Source organism: Microvirga sp. BSC39 (assembly GCF_000739015.1).
Classification (GTDB): Bacteria; Pseudomonadota; Alphaproteobacteria; order Rhizobiales; family Beijerinckiaceae; genus Microvirga.
In genome coordinates, this window is sequence record NZ_JPUG01000063.1 from 1 (window position 1) to 19840 (window position 19840).

Annotated in this window: 19 protein-coding genes; 7 read left to right on the forward strand and 12 right to left on the reverse strand. The window is 58.3% G+C overall.

All coding sequences use genetic code 11. From position 1 onward, the window contains the following. Positions 1 to 227: 227 nt before the first annotated feature. From MA07_RS30880 to MA07_RS13325, 3 genes are all read right to left on the reverse strand, one after another. Positions 228 to 632 (reverse strand): IS630 family transposase, encoded by a 405-nt coding sequence (locus MA07_RS30880; protein WP_052002682.1) that lies wholly within the window; start codon positions 630 to 632, stop codon positions 228 to 230. After that, positions 595 to 1053, reverse strand: coding sequence for an IS630 transposase-related protein (locus MA07_RS30885; RefSeq protein ID WP_036351433.1), 459 nt, complete (start codon positions 1051 to 1053; stop codon positions 595 to 597). The genes MA07_RS30880 and MA07_RS30885 overlap by 38 nt, the downstream gene beginning before the upstream one ends. Positions 1054 to 1430: 377 nt before the next feature. Further along, positions 1431 to 2339 carry a hypothetical protein gene (locus MA07_RS13325; RefSeq protein ID WP_036351435.1) on the reverse strand — a complete coding sequence of 303 codons (909 nt, stop codon included), beginning with the start codon at positions 2337 to 2339 and terminating at the stop codon, positions 1431 to 1433. Between the two features lie 2081 nt (positions 2340 to 4420). Here MA07_RS13325 and MA07_RS13330 point away from each other — a divergent pair. Continuing rightward, positions 4421 to 7024: a MobA/MobL family protein gene (locus tag MA07_RS13330; protein ID WP_081928952.1), complete on the forward strand. Its 2604-nt coding sequence runs from the start codon at positions 4421 to 4423 to the stop codon at positions 7022 to 7024. A 43-nt stretch (positions 7025 to 7067) separates the two neighbouring features. Here the strand turns inward: MA07_RS13330 and MA07_RS13335 are convergent, their stop codons facing one another. The 4 genes from MA07_RS13335 to MA07_RS13350 all read right to left on the reverse strand — a co-directional run bounded on the left by MA07_RS13335 (position 7068) and on the right by MA07_RS13350 (position 9803). Beyond that, on the reverse strand, positions 7068 to 7784 hold the full coding sequence (locus MA07_RS13335) for a helix-turn-helix domain-containing protein (RefSeq protein ID WP_036351440.1): 717 nt from the start codon (positions 7782 to 7784) through the stop codon (positions 7068 to 7070). Between the two features lie 235 nt (positions 7785 to 8019). After that, on the reverse strand, positions 8020 to 8577 hold the full coding sequence (locus MA07_RS27835; RefSeq protein WP_052003148.1) for a hypothetical protein: 558 nt from the start codon (positions 8575 to 8577) through the stop codon (positions 8020 to 8022). A 34-nt stretch (positions 8578 to 8611) separates the two neighbouring features. Then, complete coding sequence (locus MA07_RS13345) at positions 8612 to 9115, reverse strand: antitoxin Xre/MbcA/ParS toxin-binding domain-containing protein (RefSeq protein ID WP_036351443.1); 504 nt, start codon at positions 9113 to 9115, stop codon at positions 8612 to 8614. A gap of 61 nt (positions 9116 to 9176) precedes the next feature. Beyond that, positions 9177 to 9803, reverse strand: a complete 627-nt coding sequence (locus MA07_RS13350) for a hypothetical protein (protein ID WP_036351446.1) — start codon at positions 9801 to 9803, stop codon at positions 9177 to 9179. A 107-nt stretch (positions 9804 to 9910) separates the two neighbouring features. Here MA07_RS13350 and MA07_RS13355 point away from each other — a divergent pair, with 107 nt between their 5' ends. Then, entirely contained in the window at positions 9911 to 10192 is a 282-nt protein-coding gene (locus MA07_RS13355; protein ID WP_052003150.1) for a helix-turn-helix transcriptional regulator, read from the forward strand. A gap of 114 nt (positions 10193 to 10306) precedes the next feature. After that, positions 10307 to 10531, forward strand: a complete 225-nt coding sequence (locus MA07_RS13360; protein WP_036351448.1) for a hypothetical protein — start codon at positions 10307 to 10309, stop codon at positions 10529 to 10531. Positions 10532 to 10598: 67 nt separating this feature from the next. On the opposite strand, the gene MA07_RS13365 is transcribed toward MA07_RS13360, so the two are convergent. Further along, positions 10599 to 11789, reverse strand: a complete 1191-nt coding sequence (locus MA07_RS13365; protein ID WP_036351450.1) for a hypothetical protein — start codon at positions 11787 to 11789, stop codon at positions 10599 to 10601. 331 nt (positions 11790 to 12120) lie between these two features. Here MA07_RS13365 and MA07_RS13370 point away from each other — a divergent pair, with 331 nt between their 5' ends. After that, the gene (locus tag MA07_RS13370; RefSeq protein ID WP_152568860.1) at positions 12121 to 12480 is read left to right on the forward strand and encodes a hypothetical protein; all 360 of its coding nucleotides are present in this window, start codon (positions 12121 to 12123) and stop codon (positions 12478 to 12480) included. 66 nt (positions 12481 to 12546) lie between these two features. Here the strand turns inward: MA07_RS13370 and MA07_RS13375 are convergent, their stop codons facing one another. Beyond that, the gene (locus MA07_RS13375) at positions 12547 to 12780 is read right to left on the reverse strand and encodes a hypothetical protein (RefSeq protein WP_152568861.1); all 234 of its coding nucleotides are present in this window, start codon (positions 12778 to 12780) and stop codon (positions 12547 to 12549) included. 241 nt (positions 12781 to 13021) lie between these two features. Continuing rightward, positions 13022 to 13636 (reverse strand): peptidoglycan-binding domain-containing protein, encoded by a 615-nt coding sequence (locus tag MA07_RS13380; RefSeq protein ID WP_152568862.1) that lies wholly within the window; start codon positions 13634 to 13636, stop codon positions 13022 to 13024. A gap of 155 nt (positions 13637 to 13791) precedes the next feature. On the opposite strand from MA07_RS13380, the gene MA07_RS28985 reads away from it, so the two are divergent. Next, entirely contained in the window at positions 13792 to 14664 is an 873-nt protein-coding gene (locus tag MA07_RS28985) for an aldose 1-epimerase (RefSeq protein WP_280114240.1), read from the forward strand. A gap of 1238 nt (positions 14665 to 15902) precedes the next feature. Here the strand turns inward: MA07_RS28985 and rnhA are convergent. Further along, the gene (rnhA, locus tag MA07_RS13385; RefSeq protein WP_036351461.1) at positions 15903 to 16385 is read right to left on the reverse strand and encodes a ribonuclease HI; all 483 of its coding nucleotides are present in this window, start codon (positions 16383 to 16385) and stop codon (positions 15903 to 15905) included. Positions 16386 to 16611: 226 nt separating this feature from the next. On the opposite strand from rnhA, the gene MA07_RS13390 reads away from it, so the two are divergent. After that, entirely contained in the window at positions 16612 to 17196 is a 585-nt protein-coding gene (locus MA07_RS13390; RefSeq protein WP_036351465.1) for a hypothetical protein, read from the forward strand. A gap of 190 nt (positions 17197 to 17386) precedes the next feature. Here the strand turns inward: MA07_RS13390 and MA07_RS13395 are convergent, their stop codons facing one another. Continuing rightward, positions 17387 to 18685, reverse strand: coding sequence for a PDDEXK nuclease domain-containing protein (locus MA07_RS13395; protein ID WP_036351469.1), 1299 nt, complete (start codon positions 18683 to 18685; stop codon positions 17387 to 17389). A gap of 166 nt (positions 18686 to 18851) precedes the next feature. On the opposite strand from MA07_RS13395, the gene MA07_RS13400 reads away from it, so the two are divergent. Further along, entirely contained in the window at positions 18852 to 19811 is a 960-nt protein-coding gene (locus MA07_RS13400; protein ID WP_036351472.1) for a tyrosine recombinase, read from the forward strand. Positions 19812 to 19840: the final 29 nt, after the last annotated feature.

The window sequence follows — 19840 nt, forward strand, 5'->3', positions numbered from 1 at the left end:
GTCGGAGCGAGGATGTCGGGTTCCGGGCTCATGATCCGCCTCCTGTGCGGCGGCCAGAGACTGGCGGATGAGGCTGCCGATCAGCACCACCAGGCGTCGGCGCCGGTCGGGCGGCAGGTCCTGCCAGTGGAGGGGTGTCGCTCGCGGGGTCATGGCGTGTGGCCACCCATAAGGCCAAGGCGCGCAGCGCCTGATGGCCCAGTCGTGGTGTCAATGGAACCTCACGTTCAGCGGTTCCACGTTGGTCCGATCTCAATCGGGTTCAGATCCGGACTGTAGGGTGGCAGGAACAGGAACCAGGCGCCCTTTTGCTTGAGAAACTGCGCGGCTTTCTCGCTTTTGTGCGCGGGCAGGTTGTCGAGGATCACCACGTCGCCCTGCGACAGGGTTGGAGCAAGCTGGGTCTCCACATAGGTCTCAAAGATCCGCCGGGTCATGGGCCCGTCGATCACCCAGGGGGCACTCAGCCCATAGCAGCGCAGGCCCGCGATGAAGGTTTGGGTCAGCCAATGGCCGAAGGGCGCCTTGGCATACAGGCGCTGCCCCTTGGGACAGCGGCCGCGCAGGCGCGTCATCTTGGTGGAGGTGCCGGTCTCATCCAGAAACACGAGCCGGTGCGGCTCCTGACGCATGCGGGGCTGACGCTTCGTGCGCCAGTGCTCGCGGGCTTGGCGCACGTCGGAGCGTCCTTGTTCGCTGGCCCGCAGCGTTTTTTTTGAAGCTATAGCCCTGGCGGATGAACCAGTGTGAGATTGACGCGGGCGTGACCGTCGTGCCGAGGGCTGCCAGTTCTGCGGCGAGCTGCGGCATGGTGATGTCGTCCTTTTCGGTCACGCGGCGGAGCAGGAAGTCGCGGTGCGGGTCGAGCTTGGAGTAGCGCCAGCCGCCCTCCGGTTTGGCGGCCAGGCTGCCGGTGGTCCGATACGCCGCCATCAGCCGCACCACGAAGGCGACGGAGACCTCGAAGTGCCGAGCAGCCTCATGGCAGGAATGGCCCGCCTCGACAAAGCGCGCCACTCGGCGGCGCAGATCCAGCGAGGAGGACTTGGTCATCGCTCATCTCCTCCCAAGAGGGCCAGGATGAGTGAATCACGAAGCCGTCACGCCGCATAGCCCCAACGACTCCGTCGGAACTGCCGCTGCTCTAGCGAGATGCAGCTTCTGTGGTCAATCTGTCCTCATCAACATCTGCTCGCCTTAGGGCCATCATCCCTGCCATTGTGGCGGGATGACACAAGGTGGAGTCATGTTCCTTCAGAAGCGATCGGCCTTTATGGTCCTGAGACCAACAGGTGCGGATCGGAAGTAGTCCAGATTCTTGTGCTATAGCGTCTGCACGGACCTGCTGCAGGTTGGATGCGCGATGCCGGATCGCCAATTCGAGTATACTGCAAGACAAGTGTCTAGCCTTTCTCGTCACGAACTTAGGCCTATGAGACCGACTTGCGAGAAGCAAGTGCACTAGCCAACAGAATGGAGATCGCAGTCAGCTCTTGATCCAAACGGCCGGCTTTGGCCTTTGCCTCCGCTGGCCATCCTGATTGATCGTCGCCGAAGCGGTGGCAGAAATCATCAAATGCGTCTTCTAGCTCGCGCTGTCGTTTCATAAGTTTCTGAGACTCTGGAGTAGGGTTCCGGTCAGCGGCCCTGGTATCATTGTGCTGCTTCTCTATAGAGCATTCGTGCCTTGGAGGCTGCATTTCATCCTGGCTAGGCAAGCAATTGCCTGCTTCAGCCTGCTCCGTCGCCTCGAACTGGATCGCCTTTTGTTGGGCAACAGTCACGTGCTGGCGATGCTCAAATCCAAATGCCGACGGTCCAAACGTCTCGTTGGGAAGTTTGTCAGAAGTGGCTGCTTCGATCACAATAGGTGTATTAACAGCTGGAACTGACAAAAGCCTTACACGGTCGGTGCCACTTGCAAGAGCATCAGATGCCCAGGTGCCCTGATGCGGCAACTTAACCCTGTTGTCTGATGACGACAGTGTCGTTTGCTCAACTGGCGCCTCACTCTTGCGGGGTTGATCATGTGAAATATCTGGATGCTGCGAGCTGATTCCCGCCATCTGAGCGTCCGAATTACCGCTGGAATCTCGTTTCCTACGCCTTTGCGGTGGCTTGATCTGATGCTCAGTGGCCAACGCGATCACCAGGTCGGCTTCATCAATCAGTACCTGCTTCGCTGCAATAGCCTTCTCGGTTTCCTGCCGCTTTCTTTCACGAATCGTCTCGATCTGCTGAAGCAGTTTCTCCTTGTGCTTCTGCGCACGGGCGAGGGCCAAGCCCGGACGCTCGCTGCCCCATGGATATTTTGTTTCGAACTTGCGTTTCCTGCTCATATACCGACGCCTCTGCGATTTCACCCGGAGCAAGACACGGCATAAAAAGGCACGAGGTGCCAACGGTGAGAGCTCGCAAAGGTGTAACTTTCCCGTTCGTTATAGCTGCGAACGGTAAGTATGGAAACGGAAATAAATTGCAGAAAAGAGATTTTTGACGAAACCTATTCGGGCCCGAGCGGGTAGTGCTGATGGCGAGCTGCCGGCAACAGGTTGGAAATGGAAATGCTCTTTGCGTGAGATTGTTTGTGCGGCAATCTCCGTAGCATAACTTACAGCCTCGCAACTTTGAGGTTGTGCTGAATCTTGCATCCCCTGTTAGCTTGGAGGAAATCGAATTGTGATCAAACTCACTGCCGATCCGACGCGAAGGCATACCACCGGCAATCTGATCGCCTTTTGGTATCCAGATGCTTCCATCTAGCACGTCTCGGCAAGCCTTGAGCACAGTTGCTGCTCCGCCACGGTCCATTCTGCGTGGTCTGTAGGCCAGGTGCTCCCATCGCCTGACACTGCCAATCAGCAACGCGATCCGGTTCGCATGGGGAAGAGTCTGGTGAGCCATACAGGGTAGTTTGTCCGTCAGGACGGTTGATGAGTTTGCCCAAGCTCAGGTGGTGGGGAATAACAACCGGGCAGAATGAAACTGGACCGAAACACTCCTTTATTCCAAAAAGTCCTGTCAATTCAGACTACGCCGACTTGTTCCAACTCCATGGTCCCACCTGACGGCCAGCCATGGTGTCAGTTATCCTGCCGGTGATTGTTCAACTCACCTCGTCAGGCCGTGAGTTATTCGTAAGAACAATCTGCCCAGGTGGCATCAACAGCGGCAAACAATAGCCCGGCTCCAATAGCATCGGTGGGTTCACCTTGGACCATTCCAATTCGGTAATCCAGCCGACCGGCTTGTCTCGAAACTGTCCACATGGGCAGCGACGACAGGTTCGCAGAAACTGAAGGGATGGCAGCATAGCAGGTTAGATGGGAAGAATGGCAGGTGGAGCAATCTTCCCTATATTCCCAGTGTCACTAATGGCTCTCATCGTCGAAAGCTCCCGGTTCGCGCCAGCGCTGGTCTGACTCCGCGCGTTGCAGGTAAAGCCCGTCTGTTGAGCGTTCTGAAAGCGCCGTGGGTTCTCTCATCGGCCTGAGTACACACCGTGTTCCCGACGCTCAGCGCATCTCATACCCGCGGGCTTGCCGCCGCGATCCTGCCTGAGCGTATTCATGTCAGTTTGTGCTGCCGGAATATCTTTCCACGACAGACAAGGAAGCCCTCTCCCTGTGTGCGCGTCCTCAAACCTGAGAGAAATGGACTGCAGGCCGGCAGCGCCAGAACAGGCCAACACGAGCCTTTACCAACTAGGTAGGGGCCATAGGCCCCGTTCAATATCCCGTCTGACCCTACGTCGCCGACGGTCAGAGCCTGCGGCGGTTGGATACCTCTGAGGCCCATAGACTCCATACAGGGGGCAGAGGAGGTTTAGGGGCAGGATAGGTTATAGGAGGGGCCCAATACCTCAAACGTGCCGCACCTCCGGATGCAGCATGTTTGGCTCGTTCCACATTGGGCTTTGCGAGGCTGGCCAGGAGTGCTTTGGCCTCACGCCAAACCGTACGATCCAGGCGGATCTTGGCCGGGTAGGAACGAGGCTCAGGGATGCTGGATCCAGCCCCGCCTCGTAATCCGGGCGCGAGGAACGCGTCCATCATGAATGTTATCGGAGCGCTGGTCGTCGGGAAATGCTCCGAGTGCGAGCGGACGACGTGCGTGCCTCTGCTCCTGATGGGTCTTACGTCTATGATCCGCAACTCGTGCCGATCACGCATGGTGGAGTTCATGCATGTCCCGTGCGCTCTACCCTCCGAAGTGTGCGCAGGTCAGTCGAGAGGGCTGCCGGAATCAATTCATCGAACGTAAGATTTAGCCCCAGTCTTTAAGTGACAGGTGAACCGGATATCTGGGCGAAGGAGAAGTCACACGCTCCAGACGCACCAAGTTTAAAATTCTGACATATTCATTTTAATTCGCATTTCGCGTATAGTTTGTCATTCCACGAGATTACGCAAATCACGTCATGACTGAAGAACACGCGCTTGAGATTGCCTGTCGGGAACTCGCACAAGAATTGGCAATATCAGGACGGATCGCCGAGGCGGAACGTCGGGCTCGCGAAAGCCTCAAGCGGCGAAGCTCCTCGTCTCGGGAACTCGCTGCCCTGATTGAGGCCTTCAACACCCCAGGACTGCGGTCAGTCCGGGATTTCCAATTGTCGGCCCCGTTCAAAACAGCACCAAGGCCAAAAGCACCTGGCTCAGGCGCGGTTACGTTTCACTTTTCGGTAACACACGTCTCAAAAACAAATCACACGGTCGCCGCCTATGCCCGCCGCTCACCGTCTGGAAATGCGGCCCATTATGGGAGCTATATCGAGCGGGAAGGAGCTGCCGAGACCTTCATCGATCTGGAGTCTCCTGCATTCGCTACGGGCCATAAGGACTTGAGCAACGGAGGTTTTCGATTCCGAGAGGAAAGTGGCACGGCTCCAGGCAGATACGAGGAGGAGGGCGCAGTTGTTGTGTCCTCGTTCGGAAATCTCGGCGACACACGAGAGGAGCGCCTTGAGTTCTGGCGCAAGCTCGACAATGCTGAGCGCAGCCCACGAAACCATGGCTTCACCATCGATCCCTTCCGAGGTGCCGACTTCTGGGACACGGTCAAACGGTATGCTGACACCGGACACAGCATACCTGAGCATCTTGGCAAGGCGATGGACCATTGCCGCGATCGCGTGGACCCGTACAAGGTGCGGCTAGCAGACTCTGAGGCCATCGCCCTTCTCAAGTTTGCTCATACGATGGGAGACTTCCAGGCCACTGGTGCGATCAAGGTCTCCCCCGGACGGGGTGGACGGGTCCAGACCCGTATTATCGCGGAACTCCCTCACGAGATTACGGCGGCCCAGCGTCTGAAGCTGGCAAGGGAATATTGTGAGGCCTTCGAGGAGCAGGGATTACGCTACTGGGCGGTGATCCACGCTCCCGACAAACACAATGACCGCAGAAACTTCCACCTTCATATTGTTTTGAGCGAACGGCCGGCCAGGCGGCTCTTTGATCCCGACACGATAACGTCTGATTGGGATTTCGACATTGTCGAAGAGTATCTCTCCAAGTGCCGCCATAAGCGGACTCGCCGGCGGTTCATGCAACCGCGCATCCGGTCGATGAACAGTAGAGAATGGGTGAAGTCGGAAAGACAGCGATATTGCACTATTCTCAACAGTGCCCTTGAGAAGGCCGGCAGCCCAAAGCGATATGACTCCCGTTCCTACAAGGATATGGGTGTTCCTCAGAAGGCCAGAAAGCGCATCGATCCTAAGATTTATGCCAAGGAACGCAAAGGACAACGGACCAAACAGGGGCTCGACGCCGCGCGTCAGCAATGGTCTGCCGCTATAGGCGAACTTCATGAGCAGAGCATCAAGGCCGCTACCCACGTCGATCAAACCAGCAGCAAAAACCGGGGATTTCTCAATCTTCTCTATTCCGCAGGTCATCCGGACACAGGCGTGATCCGGAACTTGGCCCGCAGGACCACGGATCTCCACAGCCTGCTCTTGTCGGCTGCGCTCGCCGAGATTGCTGCCAACTTTGTGGCTGACAAGATGGTCTCCCGAGCACGGCTGAAGGCGCCCTCTGACCGTACGAGGGTCGACAAGCTCCTGATCGAGGTCGCATCCGAAATCCGGGCAACAGAGGTGAAACGGTTCCGAACTCTGGCTGAAAAGGTCTGGGCTGAGTGCGATGAAACAGTTTCGAAGATTGCTCGGATCCGCAATGAATACGTCAGGACATTTCAGGAGAACATGTTCAGAGAAATGGTGAGCCGGGTCGCCTCACCCGTCCCAATGCAGCGTCATCAGCCCAAGCCTGTCAAGACGTGGGAAGTGGAGCGAGCTGAGCTGATGGCTGAGATGGAAGCTCTGGCCGCCAAGTGGCTCCCGAAATACACGCCTCTGTTTGGCCCGTCACCGGAGCCAGAAGCAATCGGAACTCCTAAGCCCACGACTTCGCGAGGTGCTGAACGCCCTTCGTTGAGGGCCATCTTCGGATCCAAGCCAGCCAGGAGGGAACCTCCTAGTCCGCGGGAGCCGAGGAGTTCACCCCCGCAGAGTTCACCTCCGCCTACGGCAGATCGATTGAAGCTTGCTTCTACGGAAAAGCCGTCTGATTCAACCAAGACCATGTCTGCCCAGCCTTCCTCCGTCCTGAAGCCGTTGACGGGTAACGAGAGATCTCACGACCTCCCGAAGAAATCGCAGCAACTAACGAGGCCGGTGAGTGAAACAATTGGCAGTAAGCTGAACCGGAGTGGATTGGAACGGTCTCCTTTGGAGGAGCTGAAACAACTGAACAAACCAAAGGTGCCTGTTGTGCCACAGACAGAGGATAAGCCTCACGCTCCTCCTCTGATGCCCGGAGGTGCGCCCCTTATCGTGATCGATGAGGAAGAGGCGAGAGAGCGGAAGAAACGCGACAGGGAAGATCTGACCGCGACTGCCAACAAGGAACAACCGGCTGCGCCATCGTCAGTAGATAAAGATCGTCAGCTTTCCGCCATGGACATAAAGCGAATGAGAATGAAGATGATATTGAGAGAAAAGGGGAGGGGTAGGTAGCCTGCGGCCAAGAAGGGGATTTAGCCGCCTCTATGACGATGTTTCAGGACCCACGGGAGGATCTGGTTACTCCTGAAGTCTTACGACCCGTACTCTCTTGCGGCACCGTCCGTTCTGAGCTCTGAGCCGAGTCGCTCTGCCTTCCTGACGTCATGGTTCTCTTAGTCTTGAGACCCTTCGCAAGGATAACAGGACCAGCTTTGACTTGTGACGGGCGGACCTTTCCCCGTGGAGACGGAATCGCATCAGCAGGCTCTTGCCCGATCAGGCGCGTCAGGTTCTCGACTTGGCGGGTGAGGGCTGACTGATCTTGAGCTAACCGCTCTTGCATGGTGATCAGATGCTGGAGGAGATTGGAAAGGTCAGGTGTAAGTCCTGAGGGGAGTTGCTGTGGCGAGACAGCATCGAAGTGGGTCGGGGAGCGCGGCTGATCCTCGTCTACAGCATCAGATGATTTACCTTCCTTGAGCCTGTCCAGAAAGCCAGTCCACCCACCTGGAATGGTGGCATCCAGACGGGACCCAATGAAAGTCAGAAACGGGATGTTCAGCCTCTCGGCAATCTGCTCGAGCACCAGTACAGTCACGTTCGAGGTCATGCGGATCAGGCTGTCCAGGTGCCGGTCGCTGAGGCCTGTGCGCTTGCCGAGTTCCGCCAACGAGAGACGCTCCAGACGCCGGATCAGGTCGAGATTGGCGCTGACGTTCTGCAGCGTCACGCTATTGGTAAGGTCATCCTCGCTGAAGGACTTGCGGGTCATGCCGAGGGTTCTCCTGGTCATCGTCCTGATGGTGGAAGTGGGTAAATCACGGAAGTCGCCGCCGCGGAAGTGGCTTCATATCAGTTCGAACGTCATGGTTTCCTGGTTTTGAGAGCTTGTGTCCACAGGCTCGCACCATCGGCGCATGTATGCTCAACTCTAATCGGCGGCGTCCGACCCTGCCAGGAGCGTCTGGCCGAAGTGCGTTTGCGCCAAATCATATCCTCGGGCCATCTTACAGGTTGTGGAACTTCACCCGAAACTCGGGGTCGCTGAGAATGCGGGCAGCTTTGGCGAGCCGCAATGCGTCAGCACCCGCGCGATGCGGATGGGGATAGAGTTGCTCAATCCAGGTCAGCAGGGATGCCGCCTCCGCCGGGTCGAGCCCGGCCTCCTGGGCCAACCCTCCATAAAGCCTCTCGACATCGCCTACCGCCCAACTCTTCTGTCGGCCGGCCGCGGCATACAGGCGGCCGAGCCACCAGTCATCATGCCGAGGAGCATCCGACACGACGAGGCGCCCGCGTGTGAGGCCGTCCAGTCGGGTGCAGGCCGCCTCGACCGAGATACCCTCTGCCTCGAGCATGGCTGGCGTGATGCCGTGAATGGCCGCTGATTGCGCTGACCAGCCGCTGGTGAAATCCCATATTTCGGACGGCCTAACGAGGAAACTCTCGGGATCTACCTCGTCGTCGAGCACCCAGCCGATCTCGATCGGAAACGAGGCGGAGCTCAGGCCCGACGCCTCGACGTCGATGAATAGCACTTCAAAGCCGCGGAAGGTCAGTCGCATGAGATCTCCAACTCAACTGAGCAGGAGCGGGCGATCAGACGGAGCATGACGAACCCAGCAGGGCCTGCACATGATCAAGCACCCTCTGCGGTCCACCCGCCGTTTGCAGGATGTCAATCGGGCGCTCGTCAAAGGCGGTGTTGTGGCTCCTCACCCAACTCTCGACTGCTTCCGCATCCCCACCGAGGTCCTGGTTAAGGGCGCGGCTCAGGCGGATGACGGGAGCGGCGCGCTCGAGCGTCAGCCAATCCTGGATCACAGGCGTCTGGCTCTCCCTACCCTGCTCGACCCCTGAGGCGGACAGGCCCAGGATCGTTGCAAGTACCGGATCGGGAAGACTGAGGTGAGCGGCGGCCCGCAGGGTAGCCTTGGACACCAGGACAGCATCCTCCGGGCCCAGCGGCTGGTGCAATTCTCCTGACCGGGCGCGAGCCCGCTGGCGTTTGTAGTGCCACTCGTTGAGAAGTACTGCGGCCCAAGCCATGCAGCAGACGATCCCCGGCAGGATGACCGTGGCAAACCAGAACTCAAAGCTCATGACCTCTGCCTTATCAGCAGGTGTGGGCATGCTGTGGGAATGCAGGAGGCTATGGGGGCCATCACACGTCAGCTTTGGGAGGAGGGGAGGTGTTGAGCAGGTCCTGCACGAGGACAAGGAGGGCGCGCTCGTCGAGGGAGCCCAGAGACCAGGGATCCTGAGACAGGTCGAAACCGCGGCTTGCCACCAGAACCCTGGCCTTGGCGATCAGAACCGCCACCGAGCTGGCGGGCTGACGGAGAATGGCATCCGCAGCCTCTGCGGCAGCCTGTTGATGCTCCACATTCTCCTGATAGGCTGCCGTCAGCCCGATCTCATCAGCCGCCAGCGAGAGCTCGTGATGATGGCGGTGAAGGGCCGTGACGATCGCCTGCACCCGCGGCCAGAGATGCGGTGAGGCTTTCGCGATCTCGTACAAGGCTGGAATGTCGCGGACGGTGTAGTAGAAGCCGACCTCATTTTCGTGGCACAGGTCAAAGATGGCATCGGCTCGGGTGGTCAGGAGAACACCTGGCAGAGGCGGTTTTTTCTGCGACCAGATCTGTTCCAGCTGGTTCAGACGCGTGGCCGAGACAAGGGCATCGGCCAGCACAGCCTCAAAGGTAGCTTCGAGCTGCACGAGCGAGAGGTTCTCCGAGGCAGCCGGCCGTGAGACATGCGTCGGCCCCTCACGATCCATGTCACTCATGGTGTGTTGCTCCAATAAACGGAAATCGGTAGTCGTAGAAGAGTACCGTTGAGAGAAGATGCTGTCAACGCTTTTCGTTTATTTTTGATGGAAATCGTGTGTTGACCATGATTACTAAGGAGCAATCCCGTGCTGCAAGAGGGCTTCTGGATTGGTCACAAGATCAGCTCGGTCAAAAAGCCAACCTCAGCGAAAGCACCATTCGTGATTTCGAGAAGGGGCGCAGAATTCCTTCTGTCAATAATCTTGCGGCTATAGCACGGGCGTTTGAAGCTTCCGGCATTATCTTCATTGCGGAGAACGGGGAGGGGCCGGGTGTCCGGCTCAAGAAGCAGAAGCCGGATGAAGGCACGCGTCCGCAGCAACTGACCTCCGAGAACGACACCTGAAACCCGCTACCATACTGGCCAGAGGCATCTTCTCCGGTAGCGTGGATCGGCAAGACCGACAGCAGGACAGGGAGCATGCCTCACCACAGTCCGATCACCGAATGCTGACGTGCCATGACTGATCCGCACCCGAACTCAATCGAACCTGAACGGCCTGACGAGACACTCGCGCTCAAGTATCTCGGCTACACCATTAGGCTGCAGCCGACACCACTGGAGTGGATAGCGGTTGTCACCCGACCCAATCAGCGGCCTGGCATTGTCCTGGCGGCAGATCGCGCGGCGGCCCTGATCAAGGCGCGGGACTGGATCGCAGTTCAGACCAAGTCACAGGACTAGCTCAGGACCAGACGTCTGGACGACGATGCCAGAGAGGAATACACGAAGTCTGTGCTCGTTGCGACGATCAGGTCTTAGGGCTGCGACGTCCCGCAGTCAGTCGAAGGGAGCCGTCGGCGCCGGCGATCTTGGACTGAGCGAAGTTGAGGTTGCCGAGCTTCCAGGACTGGAGGACCACAGAGGTGCTCCCGACTGCCTTTGGCTTTACGCCCCCCTCAGCCACACGCTCAATGGTCAGGGTCTTGCCGCTCCAGTCCAGCAGGAGACGGTCATCTGGGCCGAAGCCAGCTTGGTCCCACAGATCCCGCGGCAGGCGGATGGAGGTGTAGAACCGGTCCGAACGCTTGGCGTCGGGTATCGACTTCACCACAATGGCCGCGGAGCCGGTGTGACGGACTTGAGCCTCGGTCTTCGCCGGGCGCAGGCCCGCCCTTGAGCGCTCTTTTGCTTGGGACGCCTTCCGAGGTTCTGGATCTGAGCTGAGTTCTGGATCCTGCCGTTCGACAGGTTCAGCCTCTCGCGTAAGCGGCTCTTCTGCCTTGAGCGGCTCTGGCTCAGGAGGAGATTCGCTCGGGATGGGCTGGATCGCGCTGACAACCTCCCGCAGGCCGCCGACAATCCCGTCAGCCGATTGGACCATCAGGGGTGCTAGCCGCGCGATGGCCTCGATCTGCTGACCGCCGAGAGCCACCAGCTTGCCAATCTGCTCCGCCATGCCTTCTATGGTCGAGCGCAGGCTCTTCAGCTCTGCGGCCATGCCCGTCAGGGCCTGTTCCACCTCGCGTGGCAGGGTGGGGGTTGATCCAGTCTGCGCGGGCGTCTCCGGAGTAGAGGGGCGAGGGAACTGCACCGGCTTGGGGCGGAAGACTTCCGCAGCGAGCGCTTCAGGCTTGCCCAAGTGGCGGGCCAGGATATCAGCCGTATCCCGGGGCCGCTTGTCCGCCGGGGCGCTCGGGCGGCCTGAAGGGCTGGCAGCCGCTGGCGACCTCTGGGGGCCTGCGTCGTTGGACGGCCGAGACTGCCGCTCCTCCCGAGGTTTCGACAGGCAAGCCGCGCACAGATCATAGGCCCGGTCGCGTCCGAGAAGCCATCCACGCTCCTTGAAGTAGCCTTTGACGAGATCATCGTTGGCAGGCCTGCTGGCCTCGTAGATGTCTGTCTTGGAGCACGTGGAGCATCGGGCGGTGAAACGGTACTTGGAAGGAGCTCCACCGGTACGGGTGATCTGCGACTCGAACTGACGTGCGATGCCCGGCATCTGGCGTGTCCTATGTTAATCGCGAGGGGCTTTCCGGCTGAGAACGAGTCTCATGGCCGAGTGTCGGCTTTGACAGGAAAGCTGCTGAAAGAATGCGAGAACAAATAATGCCCTGCTGGAGATATTCCAAGACCTCTCACGAGCGAGCAACCATTGGTGGCAAAGGGAGGCCATTCTGGACCCTTCCGCTCCACGGGTGGCGCCATCTCTCCGAATAGAGGTGAGCTTGCCTGACATTCCAGGTGGGTAACAGCTCATTAACCATACTTGCCCATTGTTCTCTCGTGCTCTGAGGCGGTCACAGAGCCGTTTCCCACAAGGCAAGCAGATGATGTTCAAGATCCTCACCGATGCAGTCGATGAGAAGCTCGCGTTGATTGCACCCGTCTTAAGAAAGATCGAGCAGGATGGTCAGAGTGCTGATCTGCGCGACCTCGGCTCTCATCTCATCCGTGCTCTACGCCTGTTCGAGCGCAACCCCTGCATTGAGGCAGCTGCGGACGATCTGTATCCGGCAGCGGCGGCGCTGGTTGGAGAGAACATGAAGCTCGCGCAGCCCAGTGCAAGAGGGCGGCGCCTTCTCGACGATGCTCATCGACGCTTTTGCAGCCGGCTTGAGGCGGCCGCGGATCGTCTTAAACCTTATGAGTACCTGGTTGTCCCGGATTTCTCCATTCGCCAGGCGGCCTGACGAGACAGGCTCTGCCGCTCGCAGCTGTTCCTTCCGGGTTCATCTCGTGTGCAGGGGGAAGTGAGATCAAGCCAGGGTGTCAGCGGCTTTTTCGAGCAGAGCCTGAAACGAAGGCTGGTTCTTCTGCCCAACCACAACAGCGTAAAGTCGGAGACTGGAAGCTGTTGCTTCATCCTGCTCACCTCGGGCGAGCTTGGCCGCCGCTCGGTCCAGCAATTCAGCCCAATCTTTCTCACCCCGGCCCAGCAACACCGCTGACCACAGGCCCAATTCACCGGAGAGCATCTTGTGGTCAGGCATGGGTGCCCTCGCTCGCATGTGCGGCCTCGACGGAGGACCACCACGACAAATCCAAGAACGCCTCGGCTGAGTGAACCGGGCGGGGTTCTCAGCCGAGGTGTGTGCGGTGCCGGTTGCAATACCGCCGGACGACTTTGGCAGAGTGTTGGTAAAGATCTCGTTCCTGGTACTGTTTTCGGTCAAGCGGCATCGGATGTTTGCCAGCAGCACTCAGCAGGGTAGAGGCTGATGATGCGCCGAGCTATTGAACAGCAGAGACAATGTGGCTTCGCAGAGCCTCAAGCGTTGCTGGTTCGAGCTTTCCCGTGACAGGCAGCCCTTTGGCACGCTCGAAGGCTTCGACCGCTTTGCTGGTACTCGGGCCAAACACACCATCCGCCTCAAGGCTGCCGTAGCCGAATTCGACGAGCGCTTCCTGTGCGGTACGGATCTGCTCTTTCGACGGTGGAGTTTCTGATGTCGAGCCTGTCGTAGAAATGTCGATCCTAGTAATCGGCCGGTCAGATGGTCCTGTGAGTTGAAGCCGCGCCTGCTCGATGGCTTGGCTTACGCTGGCACGCAGAGCATCCAGATCCTGGAGCTCCTGCATCGCGGCTTCGATCTTCTGCTGTGTAGCATTTAAGTCCTTCCCTGCTTGCAGCGCCTGCGCCTTGTCGTGCGCGAGCTGGTCGCGCTCGGCCGTGACTGCCTGGATCTGCTGATGAAGTTGCGCAATTTCAGTTTGAGCAGATTGCTCTTCAGTCCCAGAGACCAGCACCGAGTAGGCAAACAGCCCCAAGCCGATGATGGTTGCAGCCAGGAGGCCTATCCTAGCAGCCTCGAATGGTAGTCCTACCTGATTTCTCGTGTCACTCATGATCGTACCCACAACCAAACAACTGGAGCGCTTGAGCACTCATGTGCTTATGGAAGATCCAGAATGGGTCCGAGGTGTGACATGAGTGGGGCTGGCACGGGTCAGCTATCCGCATGGTTAACCAATCGTAATCACCGATAGCCGATGAAGCCATCATCCTTCCTGAGCTTGGAGCCGGGCTTGCCAGGTTCGATCTGATCGACAGGGGCGGAAAGATGCCCATCTTCCGGTCATGCGATTCACCAGCTTTCGATAGGCCGTTTGAGCTGGCCTGCATCAATCTAATCCCATGGTCGAACAGGATCTCAGGAGGGGGATTCACTTTTCAGGGGACGTATTTTCCGCTCCAGCCGAATGTCCCAAATCAGCCCTGCGCCGTTCATGGCAATGCGTTCTCGTCGAGATGGTCAGTCTTGGAGGCAACGAAGACATCCGTCGTGCTGACCATGACGTCGTTCGGCCCCGAACCCTTCCGGTATCACGCGCGGTTGCGTTACACGCTCAGACACTCTGCCATGCAGATGTATGTCAGCGTGACCAATCTCAGCCGCTTTCGCCTCCCATACGGTATTGGCTTCCACCCTTGGCTGCCCCGCACGCCTGATACATTGCTCAAGGCATCGGCTGTTTCGATGTGGCTTCCTAATGAGGCGATGCTGCCGAAGCAGCGTGTCCCCGTTTCCATGTATCCTGAGTGGAACTTCGAGGGTGGTGCAAGGCTGCCACGCGGGTTCATCTCAAGATGGTTCGACGGCTGGGCTGGTGAAGCAACCATCGCGTGGCCAAGCAGAAATGTCACACTGCGGTGTCAGGCAAGTTCTGAGCTTGCACGTTTCATCCTTTACTCACCTTCGGAGGACGCAGGATTTTTCTGCTTCGAGCCTGTTAGCCATGCTGTTGATGCGCACAATCTGCCTCCAAACCCGGAGTTTCATGGACTTCGCATATTGGCGCCGGGTGCTGTGATGGCGGCAAGCTGCACGTTTACGGTAGAGCGGTACCAAGCAACTGATTGTCCGTTATCTTGAGCAAATAGGGTATCTGACCCTTGGCGTCAGATGGGGGCTGTCACGGAAACGTTTGGTCAGTGACGCCCAGCTAAGAACGGCAGCATGACCAAATCTGAGCGTCCTAGGTAATACAATCTTTGGAGAACAAGCTCCGCTACCCTACCTCTTGGAAACCGGGTCGGCTACACTTTGATGTGGTGGATCAAGAGCAGGCTTCGTGAGCAATTCACGCCAGTGGTAAAAATGACCTTCAGAGAGATCATTCGTGACTCAGTACAGGCACAACTTCCGACCGTGTTGGCGGATACGGAAGCGGCTGATGACGTCATGTACACTGGTCTATACGATTGAGAGAAAGAAAGCGGGTCAAGACTGACACACTGGACGAGATCTAGGATATGCCGATGTCTCCAGGCGACGGCTCAAATCTACAGCACGTCCTGAGGCCGCGTCCCAACCGGGTCCGCTCGCTTCGTTTGGTTGGCTTTCTCTCATGATCGGTCGATCCACATGGCTCCATTATTCGGACGGGAGAGGCAACCCAAATAGCGAAACGCCCCAGCCGGGGAGGGGGCGACCTCGGCTAGGGCGCTGTGGTGCCTGAGCGCACCACCTTGGGCAGATACGCAACGCGCCCAGATACTCACCGAGTGGACGGCCAAGGTTAATGTCTGGTTCCCACGGCTGAAGCTCTCCCCAAATGGCTCACTTGGTCGACTGCTGTTCAATCGACGTATGGAACGTCCTCTGGTAGCGGCTCAACTGGACTGGGATAGCGGTTGTGGCGAGGCGCTCGGCGCTCCCAAGGCTCTGCGGTTTCTATCTCACCTGTAGAGCCGCAAACGCGATCCCGTCTAACAACCTCTTCTCCGAAGCTGTCGATGCGCCGTCTGACAACGGTTCGGCACCTCTCGCTCTCGATACCACGGGACGGATCTGCGTAGAGGTTACGCTCATAGGTGCGCTCAGTCCCGCCATAGCGGTCATACTGATACTCGCTGTAGGAAACCTCGGTACCGGTCACGCACCCACCCAGCAATGTTGCCACGGCGATCACGGTAGCAGCGGGGATTACTCGTCTAGACCAGCTCAACATGGGAGCCTCCCTGTGTACGCAGGCGACACCAACAGGCATCCGCCCCATACTAATAGAGAGGGTCGTGCGGCACCCGTGAACCGTATCTGAACGGCCCAGCTATCATCACAGGTTCGGTAAACGAGCCTGTGGATGGGGACGCTCGCCTCAGTTGGCGTTCTCAGCCTGTAGCCGCTTCAACTGGCGTGGGGTCTGTGCCGGCTCCCGCAGAAGCCCTCACGGCTTCCCAGTTAGCCAACTGATCCACCCGCTCATTTTCCGGGTGCCCGGCATGACCCTTCACCCACTTCCACGTGATATTCCGGCCAGTCATCACAACATCCATCTGCTGCCATAGGTCTTGGTTCAGCACAGGCTTGCCGTCTGCCTTACGCCAGCCTTTGGCTTTCCAGCCCCGGAGCCATTCGGTCGCGCCCTTGATCACGTACTGGCTGTCACTGTGGATCACGATGGGCAGATCCTTGGAGACAGCTTCAAGGGCCTTGATGGCTGCTGTCATCTCCATCTTGTTGTTCGTCGTGGATCGATCTCGGCCAACGATAATCTGCTCTTCACCTGCAATGGTGATAACGGCAGCGTATCCGCCTGGGCCAGGGTTTCCCAGGCATGCGCCGTCGGTGAAAATAATGGCTTGGTTGGTCATATGGATTTCTCGATAGGTTCGTTGGGCAATTAATTGCCCCAGTGAGCAAACTGGAAGGGCATAGAGCAGGGGAGGGTTTAAGATCCCCTGACCGTATGCCGGCAATCCACAGGAGCGATCTCGCCAAACGACAAAGCCTGTCGGGAGGTGGGGCAGGATGACTGTCTTAGCGAGTTACAGTCTTGGGTGGTATCGTCGGATATAAAGGGTTGCCTGAGGGGACGTGATGGACGATCAGAGGAAGGAACTTCGCAAGCTCATCGCACAACTGCGGCCCGTTCAAGGGGTTCGTTCGACCACGCGCGAGTATCGCAACTTGGACGAACAGAATGATGCGAGAACGGTCTTAGAGGCAGCCGGCCTTCAGTTCACGAGCCTACGCCACAGGGGCGAAGGGAGAGACCCACCTGACTGTGAGGTGGAGATCGACGGTGTTCGTTGTGGGATTGAACTGACTGAGTTCGTCCACAGGCGGACGCTGGAGAAGTCCATCAAGGCCCACAAGGCTGATAGTCGTAATCGCTACTATCATGAGTGGACCCGAGAGGAATTCCTTAAGCAACTCCGAGAGGAGATTGCGAAGAAAGACCAGCCGAGGGATCTGAAAGACGGTCCTTGGCAGCGATATTTCCTTATCTTCTGGACGGGGGAGATGCATTTAGGAATCGAGGAGCTAACGGACTTCCTTGATGGTGTTGTATTTGAGTGCGAACTGATCACAGATGTACTCATGGGCTTGGACTACCACCCAGGCCGGGGATACCCAGCTATCCGTATTCCAGTGGTCAGGAAGTTGGCAGTCATCCGATGACTATGAGTCGTTAAGGCGAGGAGCTGTCTGGGTTGCTTTCAAGATGAGAGGCTGAACAGCAGTCCATCCGATTGGAATGCATGTCCGTGGGCAAGAATACTTTTGCACATCAAGCGTTCGCATGGCAGTTTTAGCTGGGCCATCTGTCAAGGTTGGTCTTCAACGATCAAGTTTGACCGACGTTGAGTGGTCAGTGGCTATTCAAGCGCTTCAGTGTCTCCAGGAGCCGCGTGCCAACCTCTATGGCTTGCTCTGCTGCGTCTGGATCAACGTCGAGGCTGTGTGAGGCCTGGTTCATCGCCTGCAGTGCGACCTCAAACTCACCCACGCCTTCCAGGGTGATCCCATCCCGCTCAACCTCCTGGAGCATAGGACCGATTCCTATGCTACCAATGCCTCGGCCGCGTGCTTGCAACAGCAAGCGCAACTCGCGCTCGATCTCAATCCGGAGCTTCACAGCCGACATTAAGGAGAATTCACGAGCCAACTCCTCGGCAGTCGGCAGGTTGCCTTGGAGCTGACTTGGAAGCGAGGGGGAGAGCCGATACTCAGCGACACCCATTGGTTTGGCGGAGTCGCGCAAGGCATACTCCACCACCACCGCATTCTTGCCCTTGCAGAGGATGATCCCAATGCTCGGTCCGTCAGTTTCGTGACGAAGCTGGTCGTCGACGGCTGAGAGATAGAAGTTCATCTTCCCAGCGAACTCCGGCTTGAACTCCTCGATCTTGAGTTCAAGAACAACAAAACAGCGCAGGCGCAGATGGTAGAAAAGCAGATCGAGGTAGTAGTCCTGGCCACCCACCTCGAGCGGATATTGGCTGCCGACGAACGCAAAGCCTTTGCCCAGTTCAAGGATGAGCAATCGGAGATGGTCCAGGAGGCTGCGCTCAAGTTCCCGCTCCGACATGTCTGGACCGAGTGCCAAGAAGTCGAAGCTGTAGGGATCCTTGACCAGCTCCCTAGCGAGCTCTGACTGGGGAGCGGGCAGGGTCCGCTCGAAGTTGGTAATGGCTTTGCCCTGGCGATGATACAGACCGCTTTCGATCTGGTGGACCAGGATGTTGCGGCTCCAGCCATGCTCAATGGCCTGACGGGCATACCAGAGACGCTCTGCCGGATCCTTCACGGCCTCGACCAAGCGAACATTGTGGCCCCACGGCAATCGTGCAACAACCTGTTGCACGATCTCCCGATCAGGATAGGCCTCGGCGAACGCCCGCATGTATTTGAGGTTTCGCCCCGAGAGGCCAGTCATCTCCGGGAATGCCCGCCGCAGATCTTCGCCGAGCCGATCGATCACGCGAGCGCCCCAGCCTTCTGTCGCCTGCCGGACAAGGATGTCACTGCCGATGCTCCAGTAGAGAAGGATCAGCTCCTGGTTGACCGCGATAGCAGACCGAAGGCGGGCGGCACGGATCCGCTCCTTCAGCTCACTCAGAAGTGCTGTGTATCCGTTGAGGTCCGGTGTGGGAGGTATACGCACCATGGCATGACTTTAGCAGGGGATGATGAGAATCGCTGTAGCCGAAAGCTGTTACTTTTTAGCCTCTGATCCAAGCTGATATTCAACGAGATAACATTTCGCATAATAAACGTTTTGACAAGAAGTCCGTAACCGGTGCTGTGGCAAAGTCTTCCTTCAGGAGGAGCTCATGCGCACCAATCACCGGCTGGCCCAGCTGTGGCTCGATGCCCTCGCGACGGAACTCGGCTCCGCAGCCGGTACCATCGACACCTACACCGATGACCTCAACTGCTATCTCGCCTGGCTTGGCGGGAGAAGCCTCCGATTGGACGATGTCAGCCTTGAGCACGTTCGAGATTACATCGCCGGTCTCGATCAGCGGGGCTATGCCGGATCGACCATCGCCCGCCGTATCACAGTCATACGCAACCTGCATCGGTTCCTGATCGCCGAGGAGCTCGGCTCCCGCGATCCCACGTCCACTATGCCGTCTATGAAGCGGCCCAGAAAGCTGCCCTTCGTCCTGTCGATTACCGAGACGGAAGGGCTTCTGGAGACTGCCCACAGGCTGGCGGCCGATCCTTCGGTCGGCCTTTATCGGCAGGCTGGCTATGCCCGACGGGCTGCTCTGTTCGAGACGCTCTATGCCTCCGGCATGCGCATCAGCGAGGCGCTATCACTGCCCTCCGATGCCGCTCGCCCTGGCACCCGGATGCTGATGGTCCGCGGCAAGGGCGACAAGCAGCGGCTCGTGCCGCTTCATGAGCGGGCCATCGAGGCCATCACCCACTGGCAGAAACTAGCGGCCGAGTATTCCGGGGGAAGGCCGACCCAGTGGCTGTTCCACTCCGTCCGCAACGGCACCAAGGCTCTGACGCGTCAAGCCGCCCTGCTCGAAATCAAGGAAGCTGCTGTGGCGGCTGGGCTGGCTAGCCCGGACCGGGTCTCCCCTCACGTCCTGCGGCATGCCTTTGCCACTCACATGCACTCAGGCGGCACTGACTTGCGCGTGCTACAGGAGCTTCTGGGGCATGCCGGCATCGAGACCACCCAGATCTACACCCACCTGGACACCTCCCGCCTCCACCAGATGGTCGGCGACCTCCATCCGCTGAATGAGGAGGAGCGCACCGACCAGTGGTCGTGATTGGCTTGTCGACATGGGACGACCAGAAC

Coding starts and splice junctions, on each gene's coding strand:
- MA07_RS30880 (WP_052002682.1), bottom strand. CDS start 632: ATGCGTCAGGAGCCGCACCGGCTCGTGTTTCTGGATGAGACCGGCACC.
- MA07_RS30885 (WP_036351433.1), bottom strand. CDS start 1,053: ATGACCAAGTCCTCCTCGCTGGATCTGCGCCGCCGAGTGGCGCGCTTT.
- MA07_RS13325 (WP_036351435.1), bottom strand. CDS start 2,339: ATGAGCAGGAAACGCAAGTTCGAAACAAAATATCCATGGGGCAGCGAG.
- MA07_RS13330 (WP_081928952.1), top strand. CDS start 4,421: ATGACTGAAGAACACGCGCTTGAGATTGCCTGTCGGGAACTCGCACAA.
- MA07_RS13335 (WP_036351440.1), bottom strand. CDS start 7,784: ATGACCCGCAAGTCCTTCAGCGAGGATGACCTTACCAATAGCGTGACG.
- MA07_RS27835 (WP_052003148.1), bottom strand. CDS start 8,577: ATGCGACTGACCTTCCGCGGCTTTGAAGTGCTATTCATCGACGTCGAG.
- MA07_RS13345 (WP_036351443.1), bottom strand. CDS start 9,115: ATGAGCTTTGAGTTCTGGTTTGCCACGGTCATCCTGCCGGGGATCGTC.
- MA07_RS13350 (WP_036351446.1), bottom strand. CDS start 9,803: ATGAGTGACATGGATCGTGAGGGGCCGACGCATGTCTCACGGCCGGCT.
- MA07_RS13355 (WP_052003150.1), top strand. CDS start 9,911: ATGATTACTAAGGAGCAATCCCGTGCTGCAAGAGGGCTTCTGGATTGG.
- MA07_RS13360 (WP_036351448.1), top strand. CDS start 10,307: ATGACTGATCCGCACCCGAACTCAATCGAACCTGAACGGCCTGACGAG.
- MA07_RS13365 (WP_036351450.1), bottom strand. CDS start 11,789: ATGCCGGGCATCGCACGTCAGTTCGAGTCGCAGATCACCCGTACCGGT.
- MA07_RS13370 (WP_152568860.1), top strand. CDS start 12,121: ATGTTCAAGATCCTCACCGATGCAGTCGATGAGAAGCTCGCGTTGATT.
- MA07_RS13375 (WP_152568861.1), bottom strand. CDS start 12,780: ATGCCTGACCACAAGATGCTCTCCGGTGAATTGGGCCTGTGGTCAGCG.
- MA07_RS13380 (WP_152568862.1), bottom strand. CDS start 13,636: ATGAGTGACACGAGAAATCAGGTAGGACTACCATTCGAGGCTGCTAGG.
- rnhA (WP_036351461.1), bottom strand. CDS start 16,385: ATGACCAACCAAGCCATTATTTTCACCGACGGCGCATGCCTGGGAAAC.
- MA07_RS13390 (WP_036351465.1), top strand. CDS start 16,612: ATGGACGATCAGAGGAAGGAACTTCGCAAGCTCATCGCACAACTGCGG.
- MA07_RS13395 (WP_036351469.1), bottom strand. CDS start 18,685: ATGGTGCGTATACCTCCCACACCGGACCTCAACGGATACACAGCACTT.
- MA07_RS13400 (WP_036351472.1), top strand. CDS start 18,852: ATGCGCACCAATCACCGGCTGGCCCAGCTGTGGCTCGATGCCCTCGCG.